The organism is Lacinutrix neustonica (assembly GCF_026625145.1).
GTDB classification, from domain to species: Bacteria; Bacteroidota; Bacteroidia; order Flavobacteriales; family Flavobacteriaceae; genus Lacinutrix; species Lacinutrix neustonica.
Window position 1 is genome coordinate 805,097 of the sequence record NZ_CP113088.1, and the last position, 26,183, is coordinate 831,279.

At 34.8% G+C, this 26,183-nt stretch carries 29 protein-coding genes, 1 other RNA gene and 5 pseudogenes; 18 read left to right on the forward strand and 17 right to left on the reverse strand.

From position 1 onward, the window contains the following. Window positions 1-2,448 (reverse strand): annotated as a pseudogene (gene lon, locus N7U66_RS04345) (endopeptidase La). Between the two features lie 337 nt (window positions 2,449-2,785). Here lon and N7U66_RS04350 point away from each other — a divergent pair. The 6 genes and pseudogenes from N7U66_RS04350 to N7U66_RS04375 form a co-directional block, all read left to right on the forward strand. After that, window positions 2,786-3,343: an RNA polymerase sigma factor gene (locus N7U66_RS04350; protein ID WP_267677469.1), complete on the forward strand. Its 558-nt coding sequence runs from the start codon at window positions 2,786-2,788 to the stop codon at window positions 3,341-3,343. A gap of 125 nt (window positions 3,344-3,468) precedes the next feature. Beyond that, window positions 3,469-3,768 carry a hypothetical protein gene (locus N7U66_RS04355; protein ID WP_267677471.1) on the forward strand — a complete coding sequence of 100 codons (300 nt, stop codon included), beginning with the start codon at window positions 3,469-3,471 and terminating at the stop codon, window positions 3,766-3,768. A 20-nt stretch (window positions 3,769-3,788) separates the two neighbouring features. Then, the gene (locus N7U66_RS04360) at window positions 3,789-4,031 is read left to right on the forward strand and encodes a hypothetical protein (RefSeq protein ID WP_267677472.1); all 243 of its coding nucleotides are present in this window, start codon (window positions 3,789-3,791) and stop codon (window positions 4,029-4,031) included. Further along, window positions 4,009-5,115, forward strand: coding sequence for a hypothetical protein (locus N7U66_RS04365; RefSeq protein ID WP_267677473.1), 1,107 nt, complete (start codon window positions 4,009-4,011; stop codon window positions 5,113-5,115). The genes N7U66_RS04360 and N7U66_RS04365 overlap by 23 nt, the downstream gene beginning before the upstream one ends. A gap of 37 nt (window positions 5,116-5,152) precedes the next feature. Further along, entirely contained in the window at window positions 5,153-5,638 is a 486-nt protein-coding gene (locus tag N7U66_RS04370; protein WP_267677474.1) for a GIN domain-containing protein, read from the forward strand. A 44-nt stretch (window positions 5,639-5,682) separates the two neighbouring features. After that, window positions 5,683-5,829, forward strand: a pseudogene (locus N7U66_RS04375) (GIN domain-containing protein); the annotation flags it as partial. A gap of 204 nt (window positions 5,830-6,033) precedes the next feature. Here the strand turns inward: N7U66_RS04375 and N7U66_RS04380 are convergent. The 4 genes and pseudogenes from N7U66_RS04380 to N7U66_RS04395 form a co-directional block, all read right to left on the reverse strand. Then, on the reverse strand, window positions 6,034-6,993 hold the full coding sequence (locus N7U66_RS04380) for a hypothetical protein (protein ID WP_267677475.1): 960 nt from the start codon (window positions 6,991-6,993) through the stop codon (window positions 6,034-6,036). After that, window positions 6,993-7,235: a hypothetical protein gene (locus N7U66_RS04385; RefSeq protein WP_267677476.1), complete on the reverse strand. Its 243-nt coding sequence runs from the start codon at window positions 7,233-7,235 to the stop codon at window positions 6,993-6,995. Before N7U66_RS04385 ends, N7U66_RS04380 begins: the two co-directional genes overlap by 1 nt. A 44-nt stretch (window positions 7,236-7,279) precedes the next feature. Continuing rightward, window positions 7,280-8,658, reverse strand: a pseudogene (locus N7U66_RS04390) (MFS transporter). A 61-nt stretch (window positions 8,659-8,719) separates the two neighbouring features. Beyond that, window positions 8,720-9,551: pseudogene (locus N7U66_RS04395) on the reverse strand (M48 family metallopeptidase). A 235-nt stretch (window positions 9,552-9,786) separates the two neighbouring features. Here N7U66_RS04395 and msrB (N7U66_RS04400) point away from each other — a divergent pair. Together msrB (N7U66_RS04400) and msrB (N7U66_RS04405) are read left to right on the forward strand one after the other, a co-directional pair. Further along, entirely contained in the window at window positions 9,787-10,272 is a 486-nt protein-coding gene (gene msrB, locus N7U66_RS04400; RefSeq protein ID WP_267677477.1) for a peptide-methionine (R)-S-oxide reductase MsrB, read from the forward strand. Further along, window positions 10,265-10,660, forward strand: coding sequence for a peptide-methionine (R)-S-oxide reductase MsrB (gene msrB, locus N7U66_RS04405; protein ID WP_267677478.1), 396 nt, complete (start codon window positions 10,265-10,267; stop codon window positions 10,658-10,660). The genes msrB (N7U66_RS04400) and msrB (N7U66_RS04405) overlap by 8 nt, the downstream gene beginning before the upstream one ends. A 383-nt stretch (window positions 10,661-11,043) precedes the next feature. Here msrB (N7U66_RS04405) and N7U66_RS04410 read toward each other — a convergent pair whose 3' ends face one another. Next, window positions 11,044-11,901: a hypothetical protein gene (locus N7U66_RS04410; protein ID WP_267677479.1), complete on the reverse strand. Its 858-nt coding sequence runs from the start codon at window positions 11,899-11,901 to the stop codon at window positions 11,044-11,046. 362 nt (window positions 11,902-12,263) lie between these two features. Here N7U66_RS04410 and lpdA point away from each other — a divergent pair, with 362 nt between their 5' ends. Beyond that, a complete protein-coding gene (gene lpdA, locus N7U66_RS04415) occupies window positions 12,264-13,640 on the forward strand; it encodes a dihydrolipoyl dehydrogenase (protein WP_267677480.1) in 1,377 nt (458 codons plus the stop codon). A gap of 97 nt (window positions 13,641-13,737) precedes the next feature. On the opposite strand, the gene aroQ is transcribed toward lpdA, so the two are convergent. From aroQ to N7U66_RS04450, 7 genes are all read right to left on the reverse strand, one after another. Next, on the reverse strand, window positions 13,738-14,154 hold the full coding sequence (aroQ, locus tag N7U66_RS04420; RefSeq protein WP_267677481.1) for a type II 3-dehydroquinate dehydratase: 417 nt from the start codon (window positions 14,152-14,154) through the stop codon (window positions 13,738-13,740). Window positions 14,155-14,279: 125 nt separating this feature from the next. After that, window positions 14,280-14,927 carry a porin family protein gene (locus N7U66_RS04425; RefSeq protein WP_267677482.1) on the reverse strand — a complete coding sequence of 216 codons (648 nt, stop codon included), beginning with the start codon at window positions 14,925-14,927 and terminating at the stop codon, window positions 14,280-14,282. Between the two features lie 200 nt (window positions 14,928-15,127). Further along, entirely contained in the window at window positions 15,128-15,544 is a 417-nt protein-coding gene (locus N7U66_RS04430) for a porin family protein (RefSeq protein WP_267678478.1), read from the reverse strand. Next, the gene (locus N7U66_RS04435; RefSeq protein WP_267677483.1) at window positions 15,484-15,750 is read right to left on the reverse strand and encodes a hypothetical protein; all 267 of its coding nucleotides are present in this window, start codon (window positions 15,748-15,750) and stop codon (window positions 15,484-15,486) included. Before N7U66_RS04435 ends, N7U66_RS04430 begins: the two co-directional genes overlap by 61 nt. A gap of 200 nt (window positions 15,751-15,950) precedes the next feature. Then, window positions 15,951-16,592, reverse strand: coding sequence for a porin family protein (locus N7U66_RS04440; protein ID WP_267677484.1), 642 nt, complete (start codon window positions 16,590-16,592; stop codon window positions 15,951-15,953). Between the two features lie 211 nt (window positions 16,593-16,803). Continuing rightward, on the reverse strand, window positions 16,804-17,217 hold the full coding sequence (locus tag N7U66_RS04445) for a hypothetical protein (protein WP_267677486.1): 414 nt from the start codon (window positions 17,215-17,217) through the stop codon (window positions 16,804-16,806). Between the two features lie 65 nt (window positions 17,218-17,282). After that, window positions 17,283-17,678 carry a hypothetical protein gene (locus tag N7U66_RS04450; RefSeq protein ID WP_267677487.1) on the reverse strand — a complete coding sequence of 132 codons (396 nt, stop codon included), beginning with the start codon at window positions 17,676-17,678 and terminating at the stop codon, window positions 17,283-17,285. A gap of 50 nt (window positions 17,679-17,728) precedes the next feature. Between N7U66_RS04450 and N7U66_RS04455 the strand changes: the two genes are divergently transcribed. The 7 genes from N7U66_RS04455 (at window position 17,729) to N7U66_RS22450 (ending at window position 21,645) form a co-directional block, all read left to right on the forward strand. Then, complete coding sequence (locus tag N7U66_RS04455; RefSeq protein ID WP_267677488.1) at window positions 17,729-18,082, forward strand: NINE protein; 354 nt, start codon at window positions 17,729-17,731, stop codon at window positions 18,080-18,082. 66 nt (window positions 18,083-18,148) lie between these two features. After that, window positions 18,149-19,045: a site-specific tyrosine recombinase/integron integrase gene (gene xerA, locus N7U66_RS04460; RefSeq protein ID WP_267677489.1), complete on the forward strand. Its 897-nt coding sequence runs from the start codon at window positions 18,149-18,151 to the stop codon at window positions 19,043-19,045. Window positions 19,046-19,206: 161 nt separating this feature from the next. Next, the gene (locus N7U66_RS04465) at window positions 19,207-19,698 is read left to right on the forward strand and encodes a PAS domain-containing protein (protein WP_267677490.1); all 492 of its coding nucleotides are present in this window, start codon (window positions 19,207-19,209) and stop codon (window positions 19,696-19,698) included. A 62-nt stretch (window positions 19,699-19,760) separates the two neighbouring features. Next, a complete protein-coding gene (locus N7U66_RS04470) occupies window positions 19,761-20,303 on the forward strand; it encodes a sensor histidine kinase (RefSeq protein WP_267677491.1) in 543 nt (180 codons plus the stop codon). Window positions 20,304-20,544: 241 nt separating this feature from the next. Then, window positions 20,545-21,024 (forward strand): PAS domain-containing protein, encoded by a 480-nt coding sequence (locus tag N7U66_RS04475; protein WP_267677492.1) that lies wholly within the window; start codon window positions 20,545-20,547, stop codon window positions 21,022-21,024. Between the two features lie 44 nt (window positions 21,025-21,068). Continuing rightward, window positions 21,069-21,383: a hypothetical protein gene (locus N7U66_RS04480; protein WP_267677493.1), complete on the forward strand. Its 315-nt coding sequence runs from the start codon at window positions 21,069-21,071 to the stop codon at window positions 21,381-21,383. Then, entirely contained in the window at window positions 21,370-21,645 is a 276-nt protein-coding gene (locus tag N7U66_RS22450; RefSeq protein WP_390886641.1) for an ATP-binding protein, read from the forward strand. The genes N7U66_RS04480 and N7U66_RS22450 overlap by 14 nt, the downstream gene beginning before the upstream one ends. 53 nt (window positions 21,646-21,698) lie before the next feature. Here the strand turns inward: N7U66_RS22450 and rny are convergent. The 4 genes and pseudogenes from rny to N7U66_RS04500 form a co-directional block, all read right to left on the reverse strand. Further along, window positions 21,699-23,272: pseudogene (rny, locus tag N7U66_RS04485) on the reverse strand (ribonuclease Y). A 50-nt stretch (window positions 23,273-23,322) separates the two neighbouring features. Continuing rightward, window positions 23,323-23,451: non-coding RNA, 6S RNA (gene ssrS / locus N7U66_RS04490), on the reverse strand. Window positions 23,452-23,511: 60 nt separating this feature from the next. Then, window positions 23,512-23,805 (reverse strand): cell division protein ZapA, encoded by a 294-nt coding sequence (locus tag N7U66_RS04495; RefSeq protein ID WP_267677494.1) that lies wholly within the window; start codon window positions 23,803-23,805, stop codon window positions 23,512-23,514. A 15-nt stretch (window positions 23,806-23,820) separates the two neighbouring features. Continuing rightward, complete coding sequence (locus N7U66_RS04500; protein WP_267677495.1) at window positions 23,821-24,111, reverse strand: hypothetical protein; 291 nt, start codon at window positions 24,109-24,111, stop codon at window positions 23,821-23,823. Between the two features lie 310 nt (window positions 24,112-24,421). Between N7U66_RS04500 and N7U66_RS21400 the strand changes: the two genes are divergently transcribed. Both N7U66_RS21400 and N7U66_RS04505 read left to right on the forward strand, forming a co-directional pair. Next, entirely contained in the window at window positions 24,422-24,739 is a 318-nt protein-coding gene (locus N7U66_RS21400) for a M23 family metallopeptidase (protein WP_313791414.1), read from the forward strand. 197 nt (window positions 24,740-24,936) lie between these two features. Next, on the forward strand, window positions 24,937-26,106 hold the full coding sequence (locus N7U66_RS04505) for a hypothetical protein (protein ID WP_313791415.1): 1,170 nt from the start codon (window positions 24,937-24,939) through the stop codon (window positions 26,104-26,106). Window positions 26,107-26,183: the final 77 nt, after the last annotated feature.

The following is a 26,183-nucleotide window of genomic DNA, read 5'->3' on the forward strand; positions in this document are numbered from 1 at the left end:
TTAAAGCTTTTTAGCGTTCTCCACCTTTTTGTCTGTCACCGCAAACTTGATCACATCTTTCATATCACTAACATAGTGAAACGTTAATCCTTTTAAGTATTCCGGTTTAATCTCTTCTATATCTCTACGGTTGTCTTCACACAGTAAAATCTCTTTAATTTTTGCACGTTTAGCCGCTAAAATTTTCTCTTTAATCCCACCAACTGGTAATACTTTTCCACGGAGTGTAATTTCGCCTGTCATGGCAATGCTTTTCTTTATTTTTTTCTGAGTAAATAAAGAAACCAAAGAGGTTAACATCGTTACCCCAGCACTTGGACCGTCTTTTGGTGTCGCGCCTTCCGGCACGTGAATGTGCACATTGTATTTATCGAAAACTTCGGGGTTAATACCAAATTCATCGGCATTAGATTTAATGTATTCCATCGCAATGGTAGAAGATTCCTTCATGACTTTACCTAAATTTCCAGTAATTGTTAAAGTCCCTTTCCCTTTCGTTAAAATAGATTCTATAAATAAAATATCTCCCCCTACTCGTGTCCAGGCTAATCCTGTAACGACTCCGGCAACATTATTATTTTCGTATTTATCACGCTCTAGTCGGGGCCTTCCCAAAATCTCTACAACATCGTCATTAGTTACTTTTACGTGGTATTCTTCTTCCATAGCGATATTCATCGCTGCATAACGCACCACTTTAGCAATTTGCTTTTCAAGACTACGCACGCCGATTCTCGGGTATACCCTTCTACTATTTTTTCTATTTGGGGTTTCCCTAATTTTAAATGCTTGTCTTCTAACCCGTGTTCTTTTAATTGCTTTGGCAATAAGTGCTGTTTTCCAATTTCAACTTTCTCTTCTATAGTATATCCCGTAACATTGATGATTTCCATTCTATCGAGTAATGCCGGTTGAATGGTGTTTAAGCTATTCGTCGTAGCAATAAACATCACTTTAGACAAATCGTAACCCATTTCTAAGAAGTTATCATGGAACTCGCTATTTTGTTACGGGTCTAAAACCTCTAACAATGCAGACGAGGGATCCCCTTGATGCGAATTAGACAATTTATCAATCTCATCTAAAACAAACACAGGATTCGAAGTTCCTGCTTTTTTTAAACTTTGAATAATTCGTCCTGGCATAGCACCAATGTAGGTTTTACGGTGTCCGCGAATTTCGGCTTCATCACGCAACCCTCCTAAAGACATACGCACATACTCTCTTCCTAAAGCTTCAGCTATCGATTTACCCAACGAGGTTTTACCAACGCCTGGAGGTCCGTAAAGACAAAGTATGGGTGATTTCATATCGTTACGTAATTTCAAAACAGCTAAATGCTCAATAATACGTTTCTTGACATCATCTAACCCGTAATGATCCTTATCAAGAATTCGTTTAGCACGTTTTAAATCAAATTTATCTTTGCTAAATTCATTCCAAGGCAAATCTAAAAACAAATCCAAGTAATTACGTTGTATAGAATACTCTGCTACCTGCGGATTCATACGTTGCATTTTGGCCAACTCCTTTTCAAAATGTTCTGATACTTTCTCATCCCATTTTTTGGTTTTTGCTCGCGTTTTCATTTCTTCTAATTCCTCAGCATTGCTATTACCCAATTCTTCTTGAATGGTTTTAAGTTGCTGATTTAAGAAATATTCACGCTGCTGCTGATTCATATCCGTCTGAACCTTACTTTGAATGTCATTTTTGAGCTCCAATTTTTGAAGTTCAACATTCATATATTTTAAGGTTTGTAACGCTCTTTGTTTTAAATCGTTTGTTTCTAATAGTTTCTGTTTTTCAGCAACAGGCAAATTCATATTAGAAGATACAAAATTGATTAAAAACGAATCACTTTCTATATTTTTAATAGCAAACGACGCTTCACTAGGAATATTAGGAGAATCTTTAATTATTTGAAGCGCTAAATCTTTAATAGACTCAATAATAGCATTAAATTCCTTATTCCTTTTTGCAGGTCTCGCCTCGGGAACTTCACGCACGGTTGCATTCATGTATGGCTTTTCAGTAATGACTTCGGCCACACTAAATCGCTTTTTACCTTGAATGATAACAGTGGTATTCCCATCGGGCATTTTAAGCACTTTCAAAATACGCGCCACGGTACCAATTGTATTAATATCTCCAGCCTTAGGATCTTCTATAGATTCATCCTTTTGAGACACGACTCCAATAACCTTAGAACCTTTATTGGCATCGTTAATTAACTTGATAGATTTATCTCTACCAGCAGTAATAGGAATGACAACACCTGGAAATAATACCGTATTTCTTAAAGATAAAATAGGCAAGGTTTACGGTAATTGCTCGTTATTTATTTCCTCTTCATCTTACTGGTGTCATTAATGGAATTAACTCTGAATTTTCATCAAAATCCTGTAATGACAAACTGTCTAGACTCATTAAATTAGATTTCTTCATATATATATTTACGTCATTATGTCATTTATTTATTATGATCACAATGAATTTTTAGTAAAATTAAACTGTTTATATTTCGAAAGCCATTGATTTATAAAATGTTACTAAGTATTTCGGCATTTTCGATGTAAGTAAAAGTTCAATTAATATGCCAAGTTGCTTTCTTGAAAATTAAATATTGTTAGGAGGGAATGGTTCTTACAGTAACCCTATTGATTGTTAATCTCGGCTTTTTAGAAAGTCGCTAATAACTCTAAGCACGTTACCTTAAAAAAAAAAATATAAAACTGTAACAAATAGATGGAAGCTATATCTTTATAATAGAAATTAATTTTTTTTGACACTAACCAACCACAATATTGAACAATTAATAACACTCTGCTTAGAAGAGAACCAATTTGCGCAATTGGAAATCTATAACAGGTATTATAAAGCGATGTACAATACCGCATTGCGCATTGTAAAAGATAGTTATGAAGCCGAAGATGTCATGCAAGATGCTTTTTTGTTAGCCTTCACAAAATTGAAATCTTTAAAAGACATTAAAACTTTTGGAGCCTGGTTAAAACGCATTGTTATAAACAAAAGCATTTACCACTACAACAAGAGTACAAAGTTTGATGAAGTGTCTTTAGACGAAGTGCTTTATAAGGTGGAAGACCCAGGAGGTTTTACTGAAGATTATGCCTTTAAAAGCATACAAGCAAAACAGGTTATTGATACCATGAATAGCTTAAAAGACAATTATCGCGTGGCCTTAACTTTGCATTTAATTGAAGGGTATGACTATGAAGAAATTAGCGAGATCTTAAAATGGTCTCAAGCGAATTGTAGAACAACCATCTCAAGAGCTAAAACCAGTTTAAGAAAAAAAATGCAAGCCTTGGTTTGCTAAGAATATTAGAGGATGGCAAAAGCGTCGCAATACATTAATACGAATTCAACTCAATGTTAACAGGAGCGAAATCGAAAGACATCTAAAACACTAATTAAAAGATTACCGCTTAGGCGGAACTACAAATGAAAGACGACAAATTACATCAGCTTTTTAAAAAACACCAAACACGTTTTGATGTTGACGTGCCAAACAGTGGTCATGAAAAACGATTTTTAGAAAAACTAATCGCTCAAAATAGTGCGCAAAAAGGGACTAAAAATAAACGTAATCTTTTTCTACCTTTTATTGGTATTGCTGCTTCGTTACTACTTTTAGTAACCTTAGCTTTTAATTTCGATAACACGCAGCAAGTAGAAGGTTTGGCTCAAGTATCTCCGAGAAATGGCAGAAACGCAAAGTTTTTTTACTTCTGTTATTCGTGAGGAGCTAGAAAAAGTTAACAATGAACGAACTCCGAGAAACCGAAGTGCTTATCCTTGACGCATTAAAACGTATGGGAACTCTTGAAAAAGAATACAAACTGTTAAAAACAGACCTCACTGAAAGTGGAAACGACAAGCGTGTCATTCACGCCATGATTGATAACTTTTGGAATAGGATCCACGTACTAAAATCGGTACTAGAAAACATAGAAACAACTAAAAATTTAAAACAAAACAACAATGAAACTAGCATTACACTTTAAGGTGTTGTTACTCCTTTATATATTGCCTTTAATACTAGTCGCTCACACGACTGATCCTAATCAAAATGAGGGAAAATACAAGAAAGAAAAAACAATTAAAAAGGCTTTTAATGTGACTAAAGATGCCACTTTAAAAATTAATAACAGCTACGGTAATTTAGATGTAGTCACCTGGGATAAAAACACCATAGCTTTTGAAATTACCATAACGACCACTGGAAATGACGAAGATAAAGTCCAAAAGAAATTAGACGAAATTGATGTCGATTTTTCTAACACCCAAGACTTTGTTTCGGCGGTAACCAAGTTCTCTAAAAACAAAGACAAATCTTGGTGGAGCAGCTGGACCAGTGGTACTAACAATGTTAATATGAAAATTAATTATATCGTTAAAATTCCAGCAACGAACCATGTGAATTTAAGTAACGATTATGGCAACATCAATTTAGCTAAATTAGAAGGTCGGGCAGAGTTACATTGTGATTATGGTAAAATTACCACAAAAGAACTCATGGCAGATAACAATATTATAAATTTCGATTACTCCAACAATTGCTATTTTGAATATATCAAAAGCGGAAAAATAAATGCAGATTACAGTGGCTTTACAGTGTCTAAAACCAATAATTTAGACATCCATGCCGATTACTCAAAATCTATTGTTGAAATAGCCGAGAACATCACTTATAATTGTGATTACGGTGGATTAACTATAAGCAAAGCCAATGATGTAAAAGGTAATGGTGATTATTTAACCTTAAGACTAGGGGATGTTTATAAAAACGTTTCTATCAATGCTGATTATGGTTCTATAAAAATTGACCGCTTAAATACAAGCGTAAACCATGTTTCGATAGAATCAGATTATGTAGGCATTAAAATAGGTTATGATCCCGCTTTCGTTTTCGATTTCAATATTGCCTTGGAGTATGGTGCACTTAACGACGAAGACGGGTTCGAATATACAAAAAAACGCATTGAATCATCAGACAAGTACTATACGGGTTACCATAAAACTCAAAATTCGGGAAATATGATACGTATTAACTCTGAATACGGAAGTGTAACTTTTTATAAAAATTAAATCATCAAGCATTCAATCAACGAAAAACAGACTCATTATGAACTCAACAACAAATTACAACATCTTAAACACTAAAAACACTATGCTTAACCCTTTAAAAATCATATGGGTTCTAGCAGTTACATTGTGTAGCTTCTCGCTCGTAAACGCTCAAATTTGGGGTAATAAAACGATTAAAGGGAATGGAGAAATGACAACCATAACCGGAAGCACTAATGATTACGATACTATTAAGTGTGCGGGCTGGATGGACTTTATTTTAGTAGAAGGAAAAGAAGGCAACATCACTATTGAGGGCGAAGAAAACTTATTGGGATACATTATTACCGAAGTTAATGGTAGTGATCTCATTATAAAAACCGAAAATAACATTAGTCTAAAACCAAGTTGGAATAAAACCATCACCATCACCATTCCATTTAAGGAGATAGATAAAGTGACCTTGTCTGCTCTCGGTGATATTGTTTCTAAAAATAAGATTACAGCTAATCATTTTGAAACACGGGTCTCAGGTTCTCGGTGATATTGTATTAGACATTGAAGCCAGTAGTATTGACGCTTCAGTAACTGGTTCTCGGAGATGTAACCTTAAAAGGAAAAACGAATAAGCTAAAAGCGAGTGTCACAGGTTACGGAGACTTTCATGGCTTTGACTTACAGGCGAACGATGTTGAAGCAAAAGTCACGGGTTACGGGGATGTCTCTATTGTTTGTAATGGTGATTTAATGGCACGGGTAACAGGCTCCGGTGACATAGAATACAAGGGAAGCCCAAAACGAGAAGATACTAAGGTTACTGGCTGCGGGAGTATCAGCAATTAGCGGTTAGTACATCACTAAGAACAAAAAGAGCCACTATTCTACATGTAGAATAGTGGCTCTTTTTTACTTAAATTATTTTCTTAGATATAAACATATTCAAAGGTTCCTTCCGTAACGTTTTGGTTTATTAGTGTTGGTGTCTCGGTATTCCGCACAATTAAATTCAAAGGTGCCCCTGACTATTTTATTTACAGGATCCACAAAATCTATGGTAATACTCCCGGAGACTGTTGTTTCATCCATTGTATTATTATTATCAATTAAATCGATATGAGTGGTCGTCTCCATAGTATCTTGATTCACTTGAAACGTGGTGCCAGCGATCAGATCCGTTCTTTTTATCCACAAATCTATTTCAATATTTCCTAAAAGTCCGTTACGAGATTGTAACAAGATATACTCACTAAAAGGATAGGCTGAAAAGATGTTTGTTGTTGAAGATTCATTATTACCAAAGGGGTTGTTTAGATTATACTGCATCCCATTTATTTTAAAAGTCATCGCAAAAGGAGAAGTAGTACCTGTAGTACAATTTCCTAACCCATCTATAGTCGCTTGAATCATCCCATTTGCATCACCGCAGACTAGTATTTCGTTTTGCAGAGCTGCACTGTAGGCGTTACATAAATTCGCACTAGTAGGATTATTATTGTAGGCTGCTACAGCTATAGCAGTATTATTTATTGCGATATCACAACTTGATTGCGCTACCGTTCTTACCCATACAGAGGAAGAAACGATGTCTGAAATTACTTCTATCCCATTGGCTATTTGAGTTTGCGTCTCGTTTTGATTAAAAGTAAGCGTTTGCCCGTTCTCACTAATGGTGTATGCCACTTCCTGCGCTTCTCCTTGCCCGGACGTATTACTTCCATTCATGGACACATCGAAAAAAGAGCCATCTACGCTCATTATATTACCATCTGTAACATAGTTGCCTGATCCTGAAACATTAGATAATACGTTTGTGGTCGTGCCCGCGTTATTACCATCTATAACGGTTATTGTTGTTACATTATAACTCCCATTAGTTTCAAATGTATCAGCTGCAAACACTAAAGTATATTCCGATTTGAACCAGTGATAGTATTACCTACAACCCTTTCTACCCCATCTACATTTGTGGTACTGGTAACATCAGCAGAAAAGGAAACGACACGCCAGGTGCCAACCAAACTTGCATTTGTCGCTTCTTGTTGAGATAAAAAACCTGGGTCTAAGGGTTCATTTTCGCACGAAAACAAAGTAATTAATAGTAGTGATAATACAAGTAGTGAGGTCTTTTTTAATTCAGTCATTTATAGATTTCAATTTAGGTTTCTCGCAAAAATACAGTTTTCAGTTATACTTCTTCTCTTGGTACTTTAAAAAGGAGTCTAATGCCTACCAAAAAGAAAACAAATAAGAACAGAATCGCATAACGCATGGTACTAATTTGATCTACCACCGCAAAAATGGTCATACCGATAACAATACCAATTTTTTCGGCAACATCATAAAAACTAAAATACGAGGTGGTGTCTTGAGTTTCCGGTATAAATTTAGAATAGGTTGATCGTGCTAAAGATTGCACACCACCCATGACAAATCCTACTAATCCAGCAGCAATATAAAATTGAACAGGCGTTATCATAAAATAGGCATAAAAACACAAACACATCCAAATCCCGTTAACGACAATTAAGGTTTTAATGTTCCCAAATACGGCCGAAGCTTTAGAGGTTAGCACTGCACCAATAATAGCGACCAACTGGATTATTAAAATACTACCAATTAAGCCTTGTGTTTTCTCATCATTATCGGCCCATAAAATTTCCTTTTCTCCAAAATACACGGCCATAAGCATGATGGTTTGCACAGCCATGCTAAACACAAAAAAAGCCTTTAAATACGCTTTTAAACGCACGGTTTTTTGTAATTCTTGCCACACCTGTTTTAATTCTTTAAACCCATTAAAAATTACGGCTTTAGATACTTTATGTCCATTAGACACCCCTTTAGGCAAAATATAAAACGTGTATTGGCTAAAAATAATCCACCATAAACCTACAGTAATAAAAGATAGTTTCATAGCTTCAAAAGAAGCGGCATTCTTCACTTTTTTTAATTCGGCTAAAATATCGGCTTCTGTTCCGTTATCCATTAGACTTTGAGAAATACTTAAATCAAATCCAAACCAGTCCGGCTTCATTACCATGGCCAAATTCAAAACCAGTAAAAGTACACTCCCAATATAGCCTAAAGAAAAGCCTGCGGCACTAATGTCATCTTGTTGTTCAGGGAAAGCGATATCTCGGTAAATAAGAATTATAAAATACGAGACTCCCCCAATACCCAATAAGGCCCATAAAATAAAACAGAATACTTAAATGTATGTGATCTAAATCGAACCAATACAAACCTATACAACCTAAACCTCCAACGTAGCAAAAGAATTTCATAAAACTCTTTTTATTACCCACATAATCTGCAATTCCGAGATAATATAGGCGATGAAAACGCTACCACTAAAAAGGTAAATGCGGTAACAATAGAAATTAAAACGGTGGGTTTCATGACGAACCCAAAGGCCGAGACCGTATCTGTTTTGGTTTCAAATAAAGCAGAATAAAATATAGGAAATATTGAAGAAGCGATGGTTAAGGTGTATACCGAATTTGCCCAATCGTAAAAGGCCCAAGCATTCAATAGCTTCTTACTTCCTTTTTGTATATGTTCCATAAAAAAGCCACTCATTTTTAAGAGCGGCTTCGAAAATAAGCATTTTTATGTTAACCTATCATTAAAACGGTGAAACGGGTCTAAATGATTTTACACCATATTTTTTAGCTTCCGCTTTTGCTGCTGGCGCCAAAGCTTCCAAATTAGCAATACGTGTTCCTGTAGCTGGGTGTGTGCTTAAAAACTGCGGTGGTGCTTGGCCATTGCTAGCTTGTTCCATACGTCTCCATAAATTAGCAGCTTCGTCTCGGATTGTACCCTGCCACAGCCGTTAATATTAGACCTATTTTATCAGCTTCTGTTTCATGACCTCTACTAAAAGGTAGCATCACGCCTACCTGAGATCCAATACCAAAGGCTTGATTATATAATGCTAAATTTTTATCATCTTTCAATGCCACATTCATTCCCACTGCAGCCACTTGTTGTAACATACCAGCACTCATACGTTGTTGACCATGATTCGCTAAAGCATGTGCTACCTCATGTCCCATAATCGCTGCAACAGCCGCTTCATTTTGTGCTACTGGTAAAATACCCGTATAAAACACAATTTTTCCGCCGGGCATACACCATGCATTTATGGTTTCGTCTTTTACCAAATTATACTCCCATTTATAATCGTTTAAATACCCCTGATTACCATGCGCATTCAACCAACGTTCTGCAGCAACTGCTATGCGCTGCCCTACTCTAGTAATCATCTCTGCTTCTTTGGTCCCTGTAATGACCTTGTTTTCATTTAAAAACTGATTGTATTGTGCAAAAGCGGTAGGAAATAATTGTGAATTGGGTACAATGGCTAGCGTCGACTGTCCTGTAAACGGATTTCTTGCACAGGAAAAAAACACGAGAAGTGTAAGCACTAATGTTATACTGGATTTGAATTTCATTTTTTATGGTTTTAATTAATCTAAGTATAAAATTACAAAAAGTTCTAGCAACATATTGTTAAGGAATTACCAAATAATAGAGTTGATGCGATAAAACACCTTTTTATACTTTTAAGTGAATAAAAATATTCTTTTTACAAAAGAACTGTTATTTTTTATATAAAGTTACGACTTACAGCCTATGCAAAACGTAAAAAGCATTAACTTTATATTGAATGATATGAAAATTAAAAACATGAAAAAAATAGCATTGCTTTTACTGGTTACTTTCGCTTTTAGCTGTAATGGAACAGCGCAGGGTAAAAAACAAGACGCTAAAGTGTATCCAGTAACCAAAACCGACATGGAGTGGAAAGCGACACTTTCAGAGAAAGAATATTACGTGTTAAGAAAAGCGGGAACCGAAAGACCTTTTTCAAGTCCATTAAATAAGGAAGATAGCCCTGGAACCTTTGTTTGTGCGGCGTGTGAAACGCCTTTATTTGAAAGTGCACATAAATTTGATTCCGGAACCGGATGGCCAAGTTTTGATCGCGCCATTAAAGGCCATGTCGACTATTCTGTAGATTATAATTTAGGTAGTGCACGAACGGAAGAACATTGTGCTACTTGCGGCGGGCATTTAGGGCATGTGTTTAATGATGGCCCTAGTGAAACAACAGGTAAAAGACACTGTATTAATGGCGTTGCTTTAAATTTTATCCCCAAAACCGATGAGTAATTTTAAAGTAGAAAAATCGGAAGATGAATGGCGTGAGCTCCTTACCGATGAAGCATATAGAATTTTAAGAAAAAAAGGCACCGAAATGCCCCATTCGGGAAAGTATAATTTGCATTTTGAGAAAGGGGTTTATACATGTGCAGGTTGTGATCAGCAATTATTTGAAAGTTCAAGTAAATTTGATGCCCATTGTGGTTGGCCTAGTTTTGATGAAAGTATTAAGGGCACGGTGAAGTATGTTTTAGATAAAACCCAAGGCATGACCAGAACCGAAATTGTATGTTCCAACTGTGGCGGGCATTTAGGCCATGTATTTAATGATGGTCCCACAGAAACTGGAACTCGCTATTGTGTAAATTCTGTGAGTGTAAAATTTGAAGACAAATAAGTTTAATGCCTACTAATTATAACTTAAAACCCACTCACCTCTTGAGTGGGTTTTGAGTTTCTTATATTCCAAATTTATAGTACATTAGGAAGTAATTGCTCTTTTAATAAAGTTCACATGTGCTTTGCACTTGAAATTTCTACTTTGACTATCAATCCTTGTAATACAAGCATTATGAACATCAAAATTTTCACAATTTACTGCTCCATCAAGAACAACATACATTTAGTTTTATAGTTTCAATACTTAAGTTTTGTGACTTTTGATTAACTATTCTGAAACACGCAATGATCCCTATAAATCCCTAATAACCATTGTATTATTATGAAAAACAGATTGAAATCTTTAGCCTTACACGTCGAAGAGTCATTTAATTGACCACCTTACTTCCTCTCGTTTATCTCATTCATTAGGGTCGTTCCCAAAGTGGTATAAGCATGTTCAGGAAACTTTTCTTTTAAGGTGTTGAATGCTTTAAAGATCAATTCATTACTTGGTTGTTTTCTATCCGTGACCCTCATTAAATCTGCAATCACTAAATAGTAAGAGACCACGCTAGGGTTGGCCGTTATGAAATCATATTTATCATCAAAATACTTCATTTCTAATTTTTCATACTTGGCATCCACTTCTTTTCCTAGCGTACTTTTATCGAGACCTTGTTCTTTTAAAGCATTCATTTGTTTATAAATAGCCATTTTCTCTTCTTGCGAAGCTGCTCTTAATTTACTTGCAATGGTATTGAAAGCAGTAGAGTGCCTATCTTGATAGGTTACCGCTTCAAATTCTTTATATATTGATATCACGGCATTATTAAATGGATTTAATATCTTGGAGGTGAATTCTTTGTATGTGCTATTTAAAGGACCGCCAGTCACTTCATTACTTGAAAAATCTTTAACATTATGCAACTTAAAACTTACGCTACCTTCTGTAGGAAAAAAAATGATAGGTTTCGCGTTTCCTTTGTCATATTCCTCCTTAAATATGAGTTGATAGGCTAAATCTTCTTCAGAAGAAAATTCATAATTAAATTTACCATCTACTATAGGAATTCCAATCATTTTATTTTCTTGACTAGCATTCTCTGTTGCTCTTAAAAGTAATAAAGTATCGCTCGTTGGTCTAAAAATGACTTCGCCTTTTAAAATGGTAGTGGTAGGAGTTGCCTTTTTGGCTTCTTCTTTGCATGACCATGTCATAAAGATTAGTAGTATAGCGACCAATTTTATATCTCTCATGATTTCCTTTTTTATTGACTATGTGATGCCTCAAAAATAAGTTTAATTCTGGTTTTAAAATATTAAATATCTCTCAAATAAGTATTAAGTGGTGCCGCTTGTTTTAATTTTAAGTAAGATCATGTCAATTTCTAACTGAAACGGCTTTAAACATTCTTTTACCCTATTACAACAGATTTGATTTCAAATGAATGGTATACGCAAATGCGTCAAAAAATAAATATAGAGCCGATGAGGTTACCCAATATAAGGCACTAGTCCGTCTTAAGGCACTGGCATAAATAAAAAAGTAAACATCAATTTATTATTTCAGCTTAGTTTCGTAAATTCGTAGCTTCTTAAAAACGACTAAAAATTTCACAATGAGTAAATACGATATTATTGTTCTTGGTAGTGGTCCTGGTGGCTATGTTACTGCTATTCGCGCTTCGCAATTGGGTTTTAAAACGGCCATTATTGAAAAAGAGAGTTTAGGTGGTGTTTGCCTTAATTGGGGGTGTATACCAACTAAAGCGCTTTTAAAATCTGCTCAAGTTTTTGAATATTTAAAACATGCCAATGATTACGGTTTAATTGTTAAGGATTACGATAAGGATTTTGATGCGGTGGTTAATCGAAGCCGCAACGTGGCCGAAGGCATGAGTAAAGGCGTTCAGTTTTTAATGAAAAAAAACAAAATTGACGTTATTAACGGTTTTGGTAAACTAAAAACTGGTAAAAAGGTTGATGTAGACGGCACAGAATATAGCGCCAATCATATTATTATTGCTACTGGTGCACGCTCTCGCGAGCTACCCAACTTACCTCAAGACGGTGAAAAAGTTATTGGTTATCGTGAAGCTATGACATTAAAAACGCAACCCAAGAAACTAATTGTTGTGGGTTCTGGTGCCATTGGTGTAGAGTTCGCTTATTTTTATAATGCGATGGGAACAGAAGTAACAGTGGTAGAATATCTACCAAACATTGTGCCTGTTGAAGATGAAGACGTGTCTAAACAATTAGAACGCTCATTTAAGAAAAGTGGTATTAAAATAATGACTAGCGCCGAAGTAACTAGTGTAGACACTTACGGAAAAGGGGTGAAAGCTACTGTTAAAACTAAAAAAGGCGAGGAAGTTTTAGAAGCCGACTTGGTGTTGTCTGCTGTTGGTATTAAAACAAATATTGAAGGTATAGGCCTAGAAGATGTTGGCATTGCTGTTGACAGAGATAAAATTTTGGTGAATGATTATTATCAAACCAATATTCCAGGGTACTATGCTATTGGCGATGTAACGCCTGGACAAGCGTTAGCCCACGTGGCGAGCGCCGAAGGTATTTTGTGTGTTGAAAAAATAGCAGGACAGCATGTGGAAGCTTTAGACTACGGTAACATTCCAGGATGTACCTATGCTTCTCGAGAAATTGCTAGTGTTGGTTTAACTGAAAAGCAAGCTAAAGACCAAGGGTTAGACATTAAAGTGGGGAAATTTCCATTTTCTGCCTCCGGAAAAGCGAGTGCCTCCGGTGCTAAAGATGGCTTTGTAAAAGTGATTTTTGATGCGAAATATGGAGAATGGTTAGGTTGCCACATGATTGGTGCGGGAGTCACTGATATGATTGCTGAGGCTGTATTAGGACGTAAGCTAGAAACTACTGGGCATGAAGTGTTAAAAGCGGTACACCCGCATCCAACAATGAGTGAAGCGGTTATGGAAGCCGTTGCAGATGCTTATGGTGAAGTGATTCACTTGTAAGGTTAGCTGTTAAACTATATAAAAAATGCGATTCACTTCTGAATCGCATTTTTTTATTCTATACTTTTTAAAGTGGAACTTGTTTTAGGTCTCTCTTTTATAGAAAACTTTGAATCGCCAATTCATAACTCTGTAACCCAAAGCCTAAAATGACGCCTTTCGCATTTGGAGAAATAAAGGATTCGTGTCTAAATGCTTCACGGCCAAACGTATTAGAAATATGCACCTCTACTACCGGTGTTTCAATCGCTTTAACCGCATCTCCAATACCTATTGATGTATGCGTATAGGCTGCCGCATTTAAAACGATACCATCATATGTAAACCCCACTTCTTGTAACTTTGTAATTAACTCGCCTTCAATATTGGATTGAAAATGTTCTAAAGTAACTTTAGGATACTTCGCTTTTACTGTATCGAAAAACTCTGTAAAGGATAAGCTGCCATATATATTGGGTTCTCGTTTTCCTAATAAATTTAAATTAGGACCATTGATAATGATGATTTTTTTCATGTGTATTATTCCGTGACCACAGAAATGTTTTAAATGATTATATATAATACCAAAAATACAAAAGTTATGGCAAAAAAAAACCGAAGCGTTAGGCTTCGGTTTTTTAGTTGTAATTTAAATTTCAATTAGAACATAAATCCAACAGAAACTTGAATAACATTATTATGAACTTTATTATTATCAGCACCTTCATAATCGTTAATGTTAGATAATCCTAAGTTATATCTAGCACCAAAGTTAAGACCATTATCTAATTTATAACCTAAACCAAAGTTTACACCTAAATCAACACTACTAATATTTTCAATATCTTCTTCTTCAGAACCTGATTGAGTCACGCCATTAAGCGTTTCTGAATATTCATATTCCCCCTTAGCAGAAATTAAAAATCCTATTTGCGGACCAGCTTCTACACTAAATCCTTCAGCAACGTAGAATTTACCCATTAAAGGTAAATTAATATAATTTAATTTAGCCTTTTCCTCTTCCTCATAAGAATATGTATCTCCTCCAAAATTTTGAGTCTCTGAATAAGACGTACTAGCCCCTTGTGCAGAATACATTATTTCCGGTTGAAATGAGAATTTCTCAGAAACCATGATTTCAGCAACAACTCCAACATGAAAACCTGTTTTTGAATCTACACCATCCACATTGTCTCCGGATAGGGTAGCAAAGTTAACCCCAGCCTTAGCTCCAAATTGTACTTCTTGTGCATTTACAGTTGTAAATCCTAATACTGCAATGGCAGCGGTAAATAATAATTTTTTCATAATATTTAAATTCATTTTGTTAATATGAGCCAACAAAACTATACTCTTAAAATCTATTGGACAAATAAATTGGGTTCAAAAAAAAAAAAAAAAAAAAGATATGCCTCTGATCACAAAATATTAATCAAAAGAACGTCTTTAAATCAAAAAAAAAAACCGAAGCCTAAGGCTTCGGTTTTTAGTTGTATTTTTAATTTCAATTAGAACATAAATCCAACAGAAACTTGAATAACATTATTCTGAATACTAAAATCCTGACCTTCTACATCTTCAGCAATGTTTGCTAAACCTAAGTTGTAACGCGCTGAAAAGTTTAAACCACTCTCTAACTTGTAACCTAGACCTACTCCTGCTCCAAAATCAATACTCTTGAAACTATCTTTTACATCTCCCTCATCAGAAGCAGATTCTCCTTCACTTGTTGCTTCAACCTCAGATTTTGCTGAGATTAAAAAGCCAACTTGAGGTCCAGCTTCAATACTTAGACCTTCTGCTACGTAATATTTAGCCATAATAGGAAGATTTAAGTAATCTAATTTTGTTTTCGTTTCATATTTTATTTCTTGACCGAAAAAATCTTCAGTATATTCAGATGCCGCTCCTTGAGCAGAATACACCAATTCGGCTGAACAGAAAATTTCTCTGAAACCATAATCTCTGCAACACCACCAACATGGAAAGATGTTAATCCATCTACGTCTTCTGCATCTCCGCCAATAGTGGCTAAGTTAACACCAGCCTTAGCTCCAAACTTTACTTCTTGTGCATTTACAGTGGTAAATCCTAATGCTACGATTGCAGCAGTAAATAATAATTTTTTCATAATATTTAAATTCATTTATTGATTTGAATAAACGAATCTAACATTCAAAATTGTTTTACACAAATTAAAAATGGAAAAAAACACCTTTACAACGCTAACAACCTGATTAGTAAAATATTATTATGAATAAAATATTACTTAAAAAATAAAAAGCCGAAACATGTCGTTTCGGCCTTTATCTTTAGCATTTAAGTTATCTGTTAGAATTTGTACCCTAAAGAAACACTTAAGTTAGAGTTATTTAAGTCGTCTTGAAAAATACCTTCGCTACTGCCTTGATACACACTGGTTAATCCTAATACATAGCGCGCTTGTAAAAACACACCTCCATCAAATTTATAAGAAACACCCGCACCAGCACCAAAATCGAAAGCTTCAACGCTATCTTCCAAATCTCTTTCTATTGAAGAAATCTCTTCTCCATCTGCACCTTCAATTTGAACTTCAGATTTTGAACTCACATTAAAACCAAACTGTGGCCCTAATTCTAAGGCCAAGCCTTCTGCCACATAAAATTTAGCAAAAACAGGAACATTAATGTAATCTAATTTTAATTTATATTCTCCTCCTGTGAAATCTTCTTGTAACCCTTGTTGTGAATATAAAACTTCCGGCTGTATTGAAAACACATCAGATACTGGAATTTCTGCTACTACTCCAAAATGTATTCCCGTTCTACCATCGGCATTTTCTACATCATCGCCTGTGAGTTTTGCAAAGTTTACCCCTGCTTTTAAGCCAAAATCAATAGCATCATTGGTATTATTCATACTATTGTCTTGGGCGTTCATATTTGTCAAACCAAATACAGCAACTGCTGCACATAAAATTATTTTTTTCATAATAAATAAGTTGTTTAAAGTTTGATGCAAAGATAATGTGGCTGTCTAATTTCGAATTATTTCTTTAGAATATATTAACATCTAAAGGAATATAGCATAATTTCAAGTGTCTAAAAATCAGTATATTAAACAAAAAATAACAAAGATATGAGTTCATATTTGTTGTTATAGAGCGCAATTTCAAAGAGCCATACTCTTCAATGACTGCTTGCTATTTAAGATATAGATCGACTTGAGTCGATTCGTTCGTTTTTAAGTTTGTTAATGCTCTTATTTTCTGTCCATCAACAAAGATTTCAATAACTGCTGTATTGGTAGACATCGTTCCTACATTATTGGCGGTTAGAACTAATGCTGTTTTCTTAGCGTTTAGTTCTAAGTTTACCACTTTGGGCTCAGCCTTGGTTTCAAAATTAGTTAACAGTGTTTTATCATTTGCTTTTAAGGTAATACGATCACCATCCAATTGTCCGCCGTCATAAATTTCAATTCTAACCGTTTTAGATTTGGAAAACACACTCATTACCTGATTGCTTTTTAAAACATTCATTTGCACAGAATCCATCATTTTTATTAGATTAATGTTTTGTTTTACACTATCTCGGTATGCGCTTTGTTTTAGCAATCATCTTGGTCGCTTTTTCTACACGTTGATTATATTTCTCTACCGTAGATAACAACAGTTCTCCATTAATACACACGGTATTGTCTCGGAAACAACCCTTTAAACTTCCCCGTTAGCTTATTAGATTTGCCAAGTCTGTAGTTATCTGAGATGAAATTCATATAACAAAAATCAGCCTCAGATACTGGGGACTTGGTATAAATAGTTTCGACCTCTTTGAAGTCTAGAATATTAGTCGCTTCATTATAAAACCCTATAATGCTCGTTTTGGTTTCATGTTCGCCACCAAGATCTGTTAACGTGAACCCACTAATATTATTATTTTGCTCAATGAGAACTACTTTTAAAGAGATTAATGACGAGTCATTTAATTTTATCACGCCTACAAACTCATGCGTTTGCTGCGCCGATGCGAATAAAACAGTAAAAGAGAGCAAAAAAAATGTGATGATATGTTTCATAGTTGGATTAAAATTCTTAATATTGAGTAACAAACTTAAACCAATTAACTATGAAAATTAAACTATTACTCTCATTTTTAGTGTTTTTTATGGCGGTAACGACAGCGAGTGCTTCGTTTCCTGTAAAAAGAGCAACAACTAGTGTAGAATCTACGACTACCGTGTCTACTAACGATTCAGATGTCGAGGCGATGACCTCTCCCGCAGTAATGGTTAAGCGAGCAGATAAAATGCTTATAGCTTTGCTTTTATGGCTGTTTTTAGGTGGCTTTGCTGCCCACAGATGGTATTTAGGAAGTCCTATTGGTTGGAACATTCTATTTATTTTAACTTTAGGTGGATTAGGTGTTTGGTGGATTATTGATGGTATCGATATCATCACTGAAAAGTATCCTGGTTTATAATTATACCGCATTTAAAAATATTGAAAAAGTCGCTTATTTTGTAAGCGACTTTTTTATTTTTAGCATATGAACTGGCAAGACGCACTTAAAGACTACCAATTATATCTCAAGATAGAACGCGGGTTATCTCAAAACTCTATAAATAACTATAGTTTTGATGTTAAGAAGCTTATAAGCTATCTTGAAGCTAACAATATTACTACATCACCCATTGCGATTACTAAAGAAACGGTGCAGCAGTTTATCTATACCATTGCTAAACGTGTGAATGCGCGTTCACAATCACGTATTATTTCCGGACTAAAAGGTTTTTTTAATTACTTAATATTTGAAGAATATCGAGAGAGTAATCCCTTAGACACCATTGACTCTCCAAAAATTGGACGGAAATTACCCGATACCTTATCAGAATCAGAAATCAATGAACTCATTGGTGCTATCGATTTAAGCACACCACAAGGGGAGCGCAACCGTGCCATCTTAGAATTATTATATGGCTGTGGTTTACGGGTTAGTGAATTAACCGCATTAAAAATTTCTGATTTATTCTTTGAAGAAGGTTTTATAAAAGTAACCGGTAAGGGCGATAAGCAACGTTTTGTACCTATTGTTGAAAGCACGCAAAAATACATCAGTATTTACAGAAATGACGTTCGAAACCACATGGATATCTCTAATGACTTTAAGGATACTTTATTTTTAAATAGACGCGGAAAACAACTCTCCGAAGCGATGATTTTTACTATTATTAAGGATCTAGCCACTTCCATAAATCTAAGTAAAACGATCTCCCCGCACACCTTTCGCCATTCTTTTGCGACGCATTTATTAGAAAATGGTGCCGATTTAAGAGCCATACAACTCATGCTTGGCCATGAAAGCATTACCACTACAGAAATATACATGCATGTCGATAAAAGCCATCTAAAAGCGGCGATTGAAAACTTTCATCCTAGGCAGTGAAATCCTCTTTTAATAGACCAATGTGCATTTTACAGATAATTTATGTATATTAGGAGAGCTATTAATCAAATAATCCGAATCCCTTCAAGTACACAATAATTCTAATTATGCGTGAAACGAAGACATTATTTTCGAATTTGAAAAAACCGGATCAAAACCAAATGGAAAGGCTACTTGCTGCATTAGAGATTTCAAAAATTGGAGTTTGGGATTTTAATGAAAAATTAGACACCGTATTTTTTTCAAAATCATCCAAATCCATCATTGGGTTTGAAGACGACCCTTCCTTTGGCACTAATACAGATGATTGGAATAACCTCGTACATCCTGAAGATCGCAAAAAGTACTTCCAAGATTACCAGGATCATATTAATGGCTTAAAACCACTATATATTAATAAGCATCGTGTCAAGTGTAAGGACGGCACCTATAAATGGATTCTAGACAAAGGAAAGATCATTAATGATCATAAATCTGACGGGTACATACATTTTGTGGGTACACACACAGATATTACAGATGAAATAAAAAACGAAACTAAAGTTGAAAACGCCCTAACTATAGCGACCAAACAGAATAACAAATTAAAGAATTTTGCCCATATTGTTACTCATAACTTAAAACAGTATTCGGGAACTTTGAAAGTCTCTTAGAGTTTTATGATGATGCCGAAAGCTATTCAGAAAAAGAAGAATTAATTGCACATCTCAAGGAAGTGTCTGCCTCTTTAAATAAAACCATTCAAAATTTACATCAAATTGTTTCTGTACAATCAAAGAAAGATACCCATGTAGAAAAGCTCAATGTTAGCCAATTTATTGATAGTACGCTAAAGTTATTAGACGTTGTTATTTCAGAAAGTAAAGCCACGATTATTAATAAAATCAACCCAAAGCTTTACATTTATTACAATTCTGCATATTTAGAGAGCATCATGCAAAATTTAATCTCCAATGCCATTAAATATAAGCATCCGGACAGAAATCCCTTGGTGGTGATTACTTCACAGTTTTCAAATGGCAATATCATATTTAAATTTAGCGATAATGGCTTAGGTATCGATTTAGAAAAGTATGGCCAAGACATATTTGAGCTTTATAAAACATTTCATCATAACAAAGATGCTGAAGGTGTTGGTTTGTATCTTATTAAAAATCAAATTGAATCTTTTGGTGGAAAGATTTCTATTGAAAGTGAAGTAAATGTTGGAACAACGTTCACAGTCGTTATAAATAACAAAAAAGGCAAATTCAGTTAACGTGTGCTTTTTTAATCTAATTAGTTAAGAAAAACATAAAAATGACATCATATAGCGCTCCAAGGTTATAATGACTACTAAAAAAGTTTTTATATTGAAATATATCTTTTATATTAACTTATAGATATTTAAAATTCTCCCCATAAACTTTTATAGATAACCTAACTAATGAAGTCTAAAAATGCAAGTGATAATCGTAATGGAATTGATGATTTTGAAACCTTAAAATGGCAATTTGCACTTGAAAATTTTAATGTTGGTGTCTCGGCATTGGGATAACACTACAAATGAGGATATTGTTTCCTACTCTAAAGAATCCAAATTCATTCTTGGCTATCTTGATGATGATCCTAGCTTTGGAATCAATTCCCAGGATTGGAATGATCGTGTTCACCCCGATGATAAAGAAAAATATTTTCAAGATTTTCAAGACCATCTCAACGGTTTATGCCTGATTTACCAAAACAAACATCGTGTATTGTGTAATGACGGCACCTACAAATGGATACAAGATAAAGGTAAAATAATCTCTCGAGATTCAAAGGGTGTTCCTGTAAGAGTCATTGGCACACATACCGATATTACAGAACTTGTTGAAAATGAAAACAGAATAAACAATACCCTAAGTTTAATCACAAAACAGAACAACACGCTTAAAAATTTCGCACATATTGTGACTCATAATCTTAAAGAGCATTCGGAAATTTTAAAAGTTTATTAAATTTTTACAAGGAAACTGTTATTGATAGTGAGAAGGAAGAAATCATGAATGTCCTAGACGTTTTGTCTGATTCTTTAAGTAAAACCATTTTAAATCTTAATAAAATTGTTTCGGTAGAATCTCAAAACAAAATTACCACAGAACACATTTTACTTAATAAATATATTGAATCTGGTATTTGTTTATTGGATATGGACCTTACAGAACATCAGGTCATTATAAATAATCAGTTAAACAATCATCTATCCATACTATTTAACCCTGCTTACTTAGAAAGTATCATACAAAACTTATTATCTAATGCTATAAAATACAGACATCCGAGAGAGGAATCCAGTAATAAATATAAGCTCAAGTGAATCCAACGACTACACGGTTTTACAATTTGAAGATAATGGTTTAGGTATTGACTTAGCCAAATACGGTAGCGAAATTTTTGGACTCTATCGCACCTTTCATCATAATGAGAATGCCGAAGGTGTTGGGCTTTATTTAACAAAGAGTCAAATGGAGGCTTTTGGAGGAAAAATAGAAGTTTCTAGCGTCGTTAATGTAGGCTCTACCTTTACGCTTTTCTTTGCAAAAGAAATAAAGATACCCACAAGAGCTAACACCAAATAAAAAAAGCACATCCTTTTAGGGTTGTGCTTTAGCTTATATCTTCTTGTTTAATATTACTTAGCTATGTTTACCGCTCGAGTTTCACGAATCACGGTAACTTTAACCTGACCAGGATAGGTCATATCGGTTTGAATTTTTTGTGAAATACTAAACGATAAATCTGCTGCATTTTGGTCATTTACTTTTTCACTTTCTACTATAACACGTAATTCGCGTCCAGCCTGAATAGCGTAAGCTTTTTTCACACCGTTAAAACCTAAAGCAACATCTTCAAGATCTTTTAAACGTTGAATATACGAATCTAACACTTGACGTCTTGCCCCTGGTCTTGCCCCGGAGATCGCATCACACACCTGAATGATTGGTGATAATAGTGAAGTCATTTCAATTTCATCGTGGTGTGCTCCAATGGCATTACACACTTCGGCTTTTCGCCAAATTTCTCGGCCCATTGCATCCCTAAAATAGCATGTGGGGTTTCCATATCTGCTTCGGCATCCGGCACTTTACCTATATCGTGTAATAGTCCTGCGCGTTTTGCTAACTTCGGATTTAAGCCCAACTCTGCCGCCATAACGCCACAAAGTTTAGCTACTTCACGTGAGTGTTGTAATAAGTTTTGACCGTAAGACGAACGGTATTTCATGCGTCCAACCATTTTTATTAATTCAGGATTTAATCCATGAATTCCTAAATCTATAACTGTACGCTTACCCACTTCAATAATCTCTTGTTCAATTTGCTTGGTCGTTTTTTCTACAACTTCTTCAATTCTTGCAGGGTGTATTCTACCATCGGTGACTAATTTATGCAAAGACAATCGTGCAATTTCCCGTCTTACAGAATCGAAACACGATAAAATAATGGCTTCCGGAGTATCATCTACTATAATCTCAACGCCTGTTGCAGCTTCAATCGCTCGAATATTTCTTCCTTCACGGCCAATAATACGCCCTTTAACATCGTCGCTTTCTATATTAAATACAGAAACGCAGTTATCTACAGCTTCCTCTGTTCCTATACGCTGAATGGTATTTATAATAATTTTCTTTGCATCTTGTTGTGCGGTAAGTTTAGCTTCCTCCATTTTATCCTGAATGTAGGACATGGCATCACTTTTAGCTTCACTTTTTAAAGACTCTACTAATTGCGTTTTAGCTTCTTCTGCAGACAAACTAGAAATCACTTCTAATTGTTCAATTTGCCTTTTATGGAGCTTATCTGACTCTTCTTGCCTTTTATCAAGAATATCTAAACGGTGATTGTAATCTTTATCTTTAGCTTCAACAGCATCGTTAAGTTTTTTGTTTTTAGCCAATTCATTAGACACCTGCGATTCCTTATCACGGGTTCTTTTTTCAGCTTCCGACATTTTCTTATCGCGTGATAAGATCACTTTTTCATGCTCTGCTTTAAGCTCTAAGAATTTCTCTTTGGCTTGTAGTATTTTATCTTTTTTTATGCTTTCACCTTCACTTTTTGCATCTCTTAAAATACTTGAAGCTGCTTTTTTAGCATTTTTTATTAGCTTAGAAGCATTATTTCTCTCTAGTAATTTAGCTATGATAAATCCTATGATTGCGCCTATAGCTATACTTCCAACAATTATTAAAATTGTATTATCCATTTTAGTTAGTTTTGAATATAAAAAAGCCTACATCAATTTTGGTTTTGTATAAACTCCTTAAAAACAAGTTTAGGGTTAACAAGCTGATCAAGTATCTGCCCAAGCATTGGAATGAATCTAATACTAGCAGCACGCTTTTACAACTTCAACTCACCCTTTTTAAAGAATTAACGTTGAGTTTATCAAAAAAAAATAATTAATGTAGGCAGTAACCTTTAATTTATTTATAAGAACGTATTTTAAGAACTTAAATGCTCGTGAATCATATCATTTAGTGCTTTTAACTTCACTTCAACATGTTCACTCACTTGCTCCTTTTCTATCGTTTTCTGTTCTACTTGAGAAGCAAATTGCAAAGCACACATGGCTAAAACATCTTGTTTATCTCTTACAGAATAACTTTGCTCAAATTGCTGTATCATAGCATCAATTTTTTTAGCCGCTTTTCGCAATCCTTCTTCCTGACTTGGAGGAATGTTTAAAGGATACACTCGATTAGCTATTGAAAGCTTTATTTTAAGCGTTTCAGCCATACATACTATGTTGCGTTATTCTGATAATTGACCAATACAATGATCTATGTCCCTTATTAACGCGTTTATTTTGAGTTTAGTTTCTCGTTTATCGTTATCACTGCCAAGTATTGAATTGGCCATCTTGAGCGATTCGTACTTTTCTTTCCAGGTCGCTATTGCTAAATCCTGATCTTGAATGGTACTTTTAGATTGCTGTAATTCCTCTAATAATGCTACATTAGTTTGCTTTAAAACCCTTTGTTGGTGTAAAACTTTACTAATTTTATTTTCTAGAGCATCTACAATTACTTCTATATTACTCATTTACAAATATCAATACTTATCTTACAAAGTTAACAGAACGCAACCTATTTTACAATTGTTTTATGATAAAATTTAAAGTGCTCAATAAAATATTTTTTGTATTCTGACAATCAGACTGCTGTGTTAAATATTATCGTTTATATACCATCATAACTTCCACCCACCTATTTTTTTCGGGATACAGAATAACTCGAGTACACTCTAATAGACTCTTTTTTAGACGCAACACAAAATTTATGGCTCAGAAATTGATTTCTCTTTGCTGTTTGTTATCAATTATATACTTTAGCGCTAATACCAATTTTATTTTATGAGATTAATCCTTTTCCTTTTAGCATTAAGCCCTTCGCTTTTTGCCCAAAACCCTTATCCTCAAGAGTATTTCCAGTCGCCTTTAGACATTCCTGTGGTACTCGCAGGAACGTTTGCTGAATTACGATCCAATCATTTTCACTCTGGTTTAGATATTAAAACTCAAAACGTAGAAGGATTAAAAGTATACGGCATTGCCGATGGTTACATTAGCCGCATTAAAGTGGCGCATTATGGCTACGGAAAAGCTCTTTACATTACACACCCTAATGGCTACACCAGTGTTTATGCGCACTTACAAAAGTTTAGCCCGTAAATTGAAGCCTATGTAAAAGCCCAACAGTACGAAAAAGAATCGTTTGTTATTGAATTGTTTCCAACAGCAGACACCCTCAAGATTAAAAAAAATGATGTTATTGCTTATTCCGCAACACAGGAAGTTCTTCCGGGCCCCATTTACATTTTGAAATTCGTGATAACGCAGAGCGGCCCATTAACCCGATGCTCTTTGGCATGGACGTAAAAGACACCGGAAAACCTATAGTTTCTAATGTTTACGCCTATCCTATTGGAAAACACTCTCACATTAATGGATCGAATAAAAAGCAAAAACTACGTCTAATCCCTCAAAAAAGCGGCGATTATAAATTAGAAGATTTGAAAGCCTTTGGCACTATAGGCTTTGCGGTTGAAACGGTGGACCGGCAAGATATGGCTGCTAATAATAATGGGGTTTATACGATTTCGACCTTTTATAATGGGCTCCCCAACTTTGAAATTGATTTCAGGCGGTTTTCATTTGCAGAGACCAAACATTTAAATCGATTGATTGATTATGAACATTATAAGGAACATGATGAACGGCTTCAGAAACTCTTTATAGAAAAAAATAATCCGTTAAGCCTCTATAATAATGCCATAGACCAAGGATACTTATCTATTGCAGCAGGTACTTCTGCAGTCTATCAAGTAAAGATATGCGATTTTAAAGGCAATGAAACCGTTATAGACATCAACATACAAGGGGACGAAACCGTACCGCTGGATGTAGCAGAAGAAATAAAAACACAGTATTACATTCAGCACAGTGAAAGTACAGATTTAGCGGAAGGCAATGTAAGTGTTCATTTTCCAAAAGACACGTTTTACGATAGTTTCTATATGTATTTTAGTGTAAGAAATGATACGTTAATCTTGCATAAACCCACACTGCCAGTAAAAAAAACCTTCACTATTAGCTACGATATTAGCCAATATGCTGAAGCTGATTTAAAGCAATTATACATCGCAGAATTACTGGGTTGGAATAATTTCCCCAGCTACTCCTCTACCAAACGTAAAGGAAATACGTTATATACACGCACTAAAGACTTAGGTACTTACGTTTTAGCAAGAGATACGGTGGCACCAACCATAACGCCCGTAAATTTTAAAGATGGGTCTTGGTTAAGCAAATACCGCTTCTTAAAAGTGAAAATTGATGACGACCTTACTGGGGTCTCCAATTATAGAGCGACGGTAAATGGACAATGGATTTTAATGGAATATGATTATAAAGAGAAGACATTAACTTACGATTTTAATGATGGCGTGGTACACGATACTAAAAACAAATTAAAAGTAATTGTTACAGATCATGTAGGAAATAGTACTACATTTGAATCAACTTTTTTCAGAAAATAAGGACACTAAATGTCAAATAGAGTGCTGTTGAAAGGTCTGTTTATTTTGATAAGACTTAGATTGCGCGCAGGCTGACA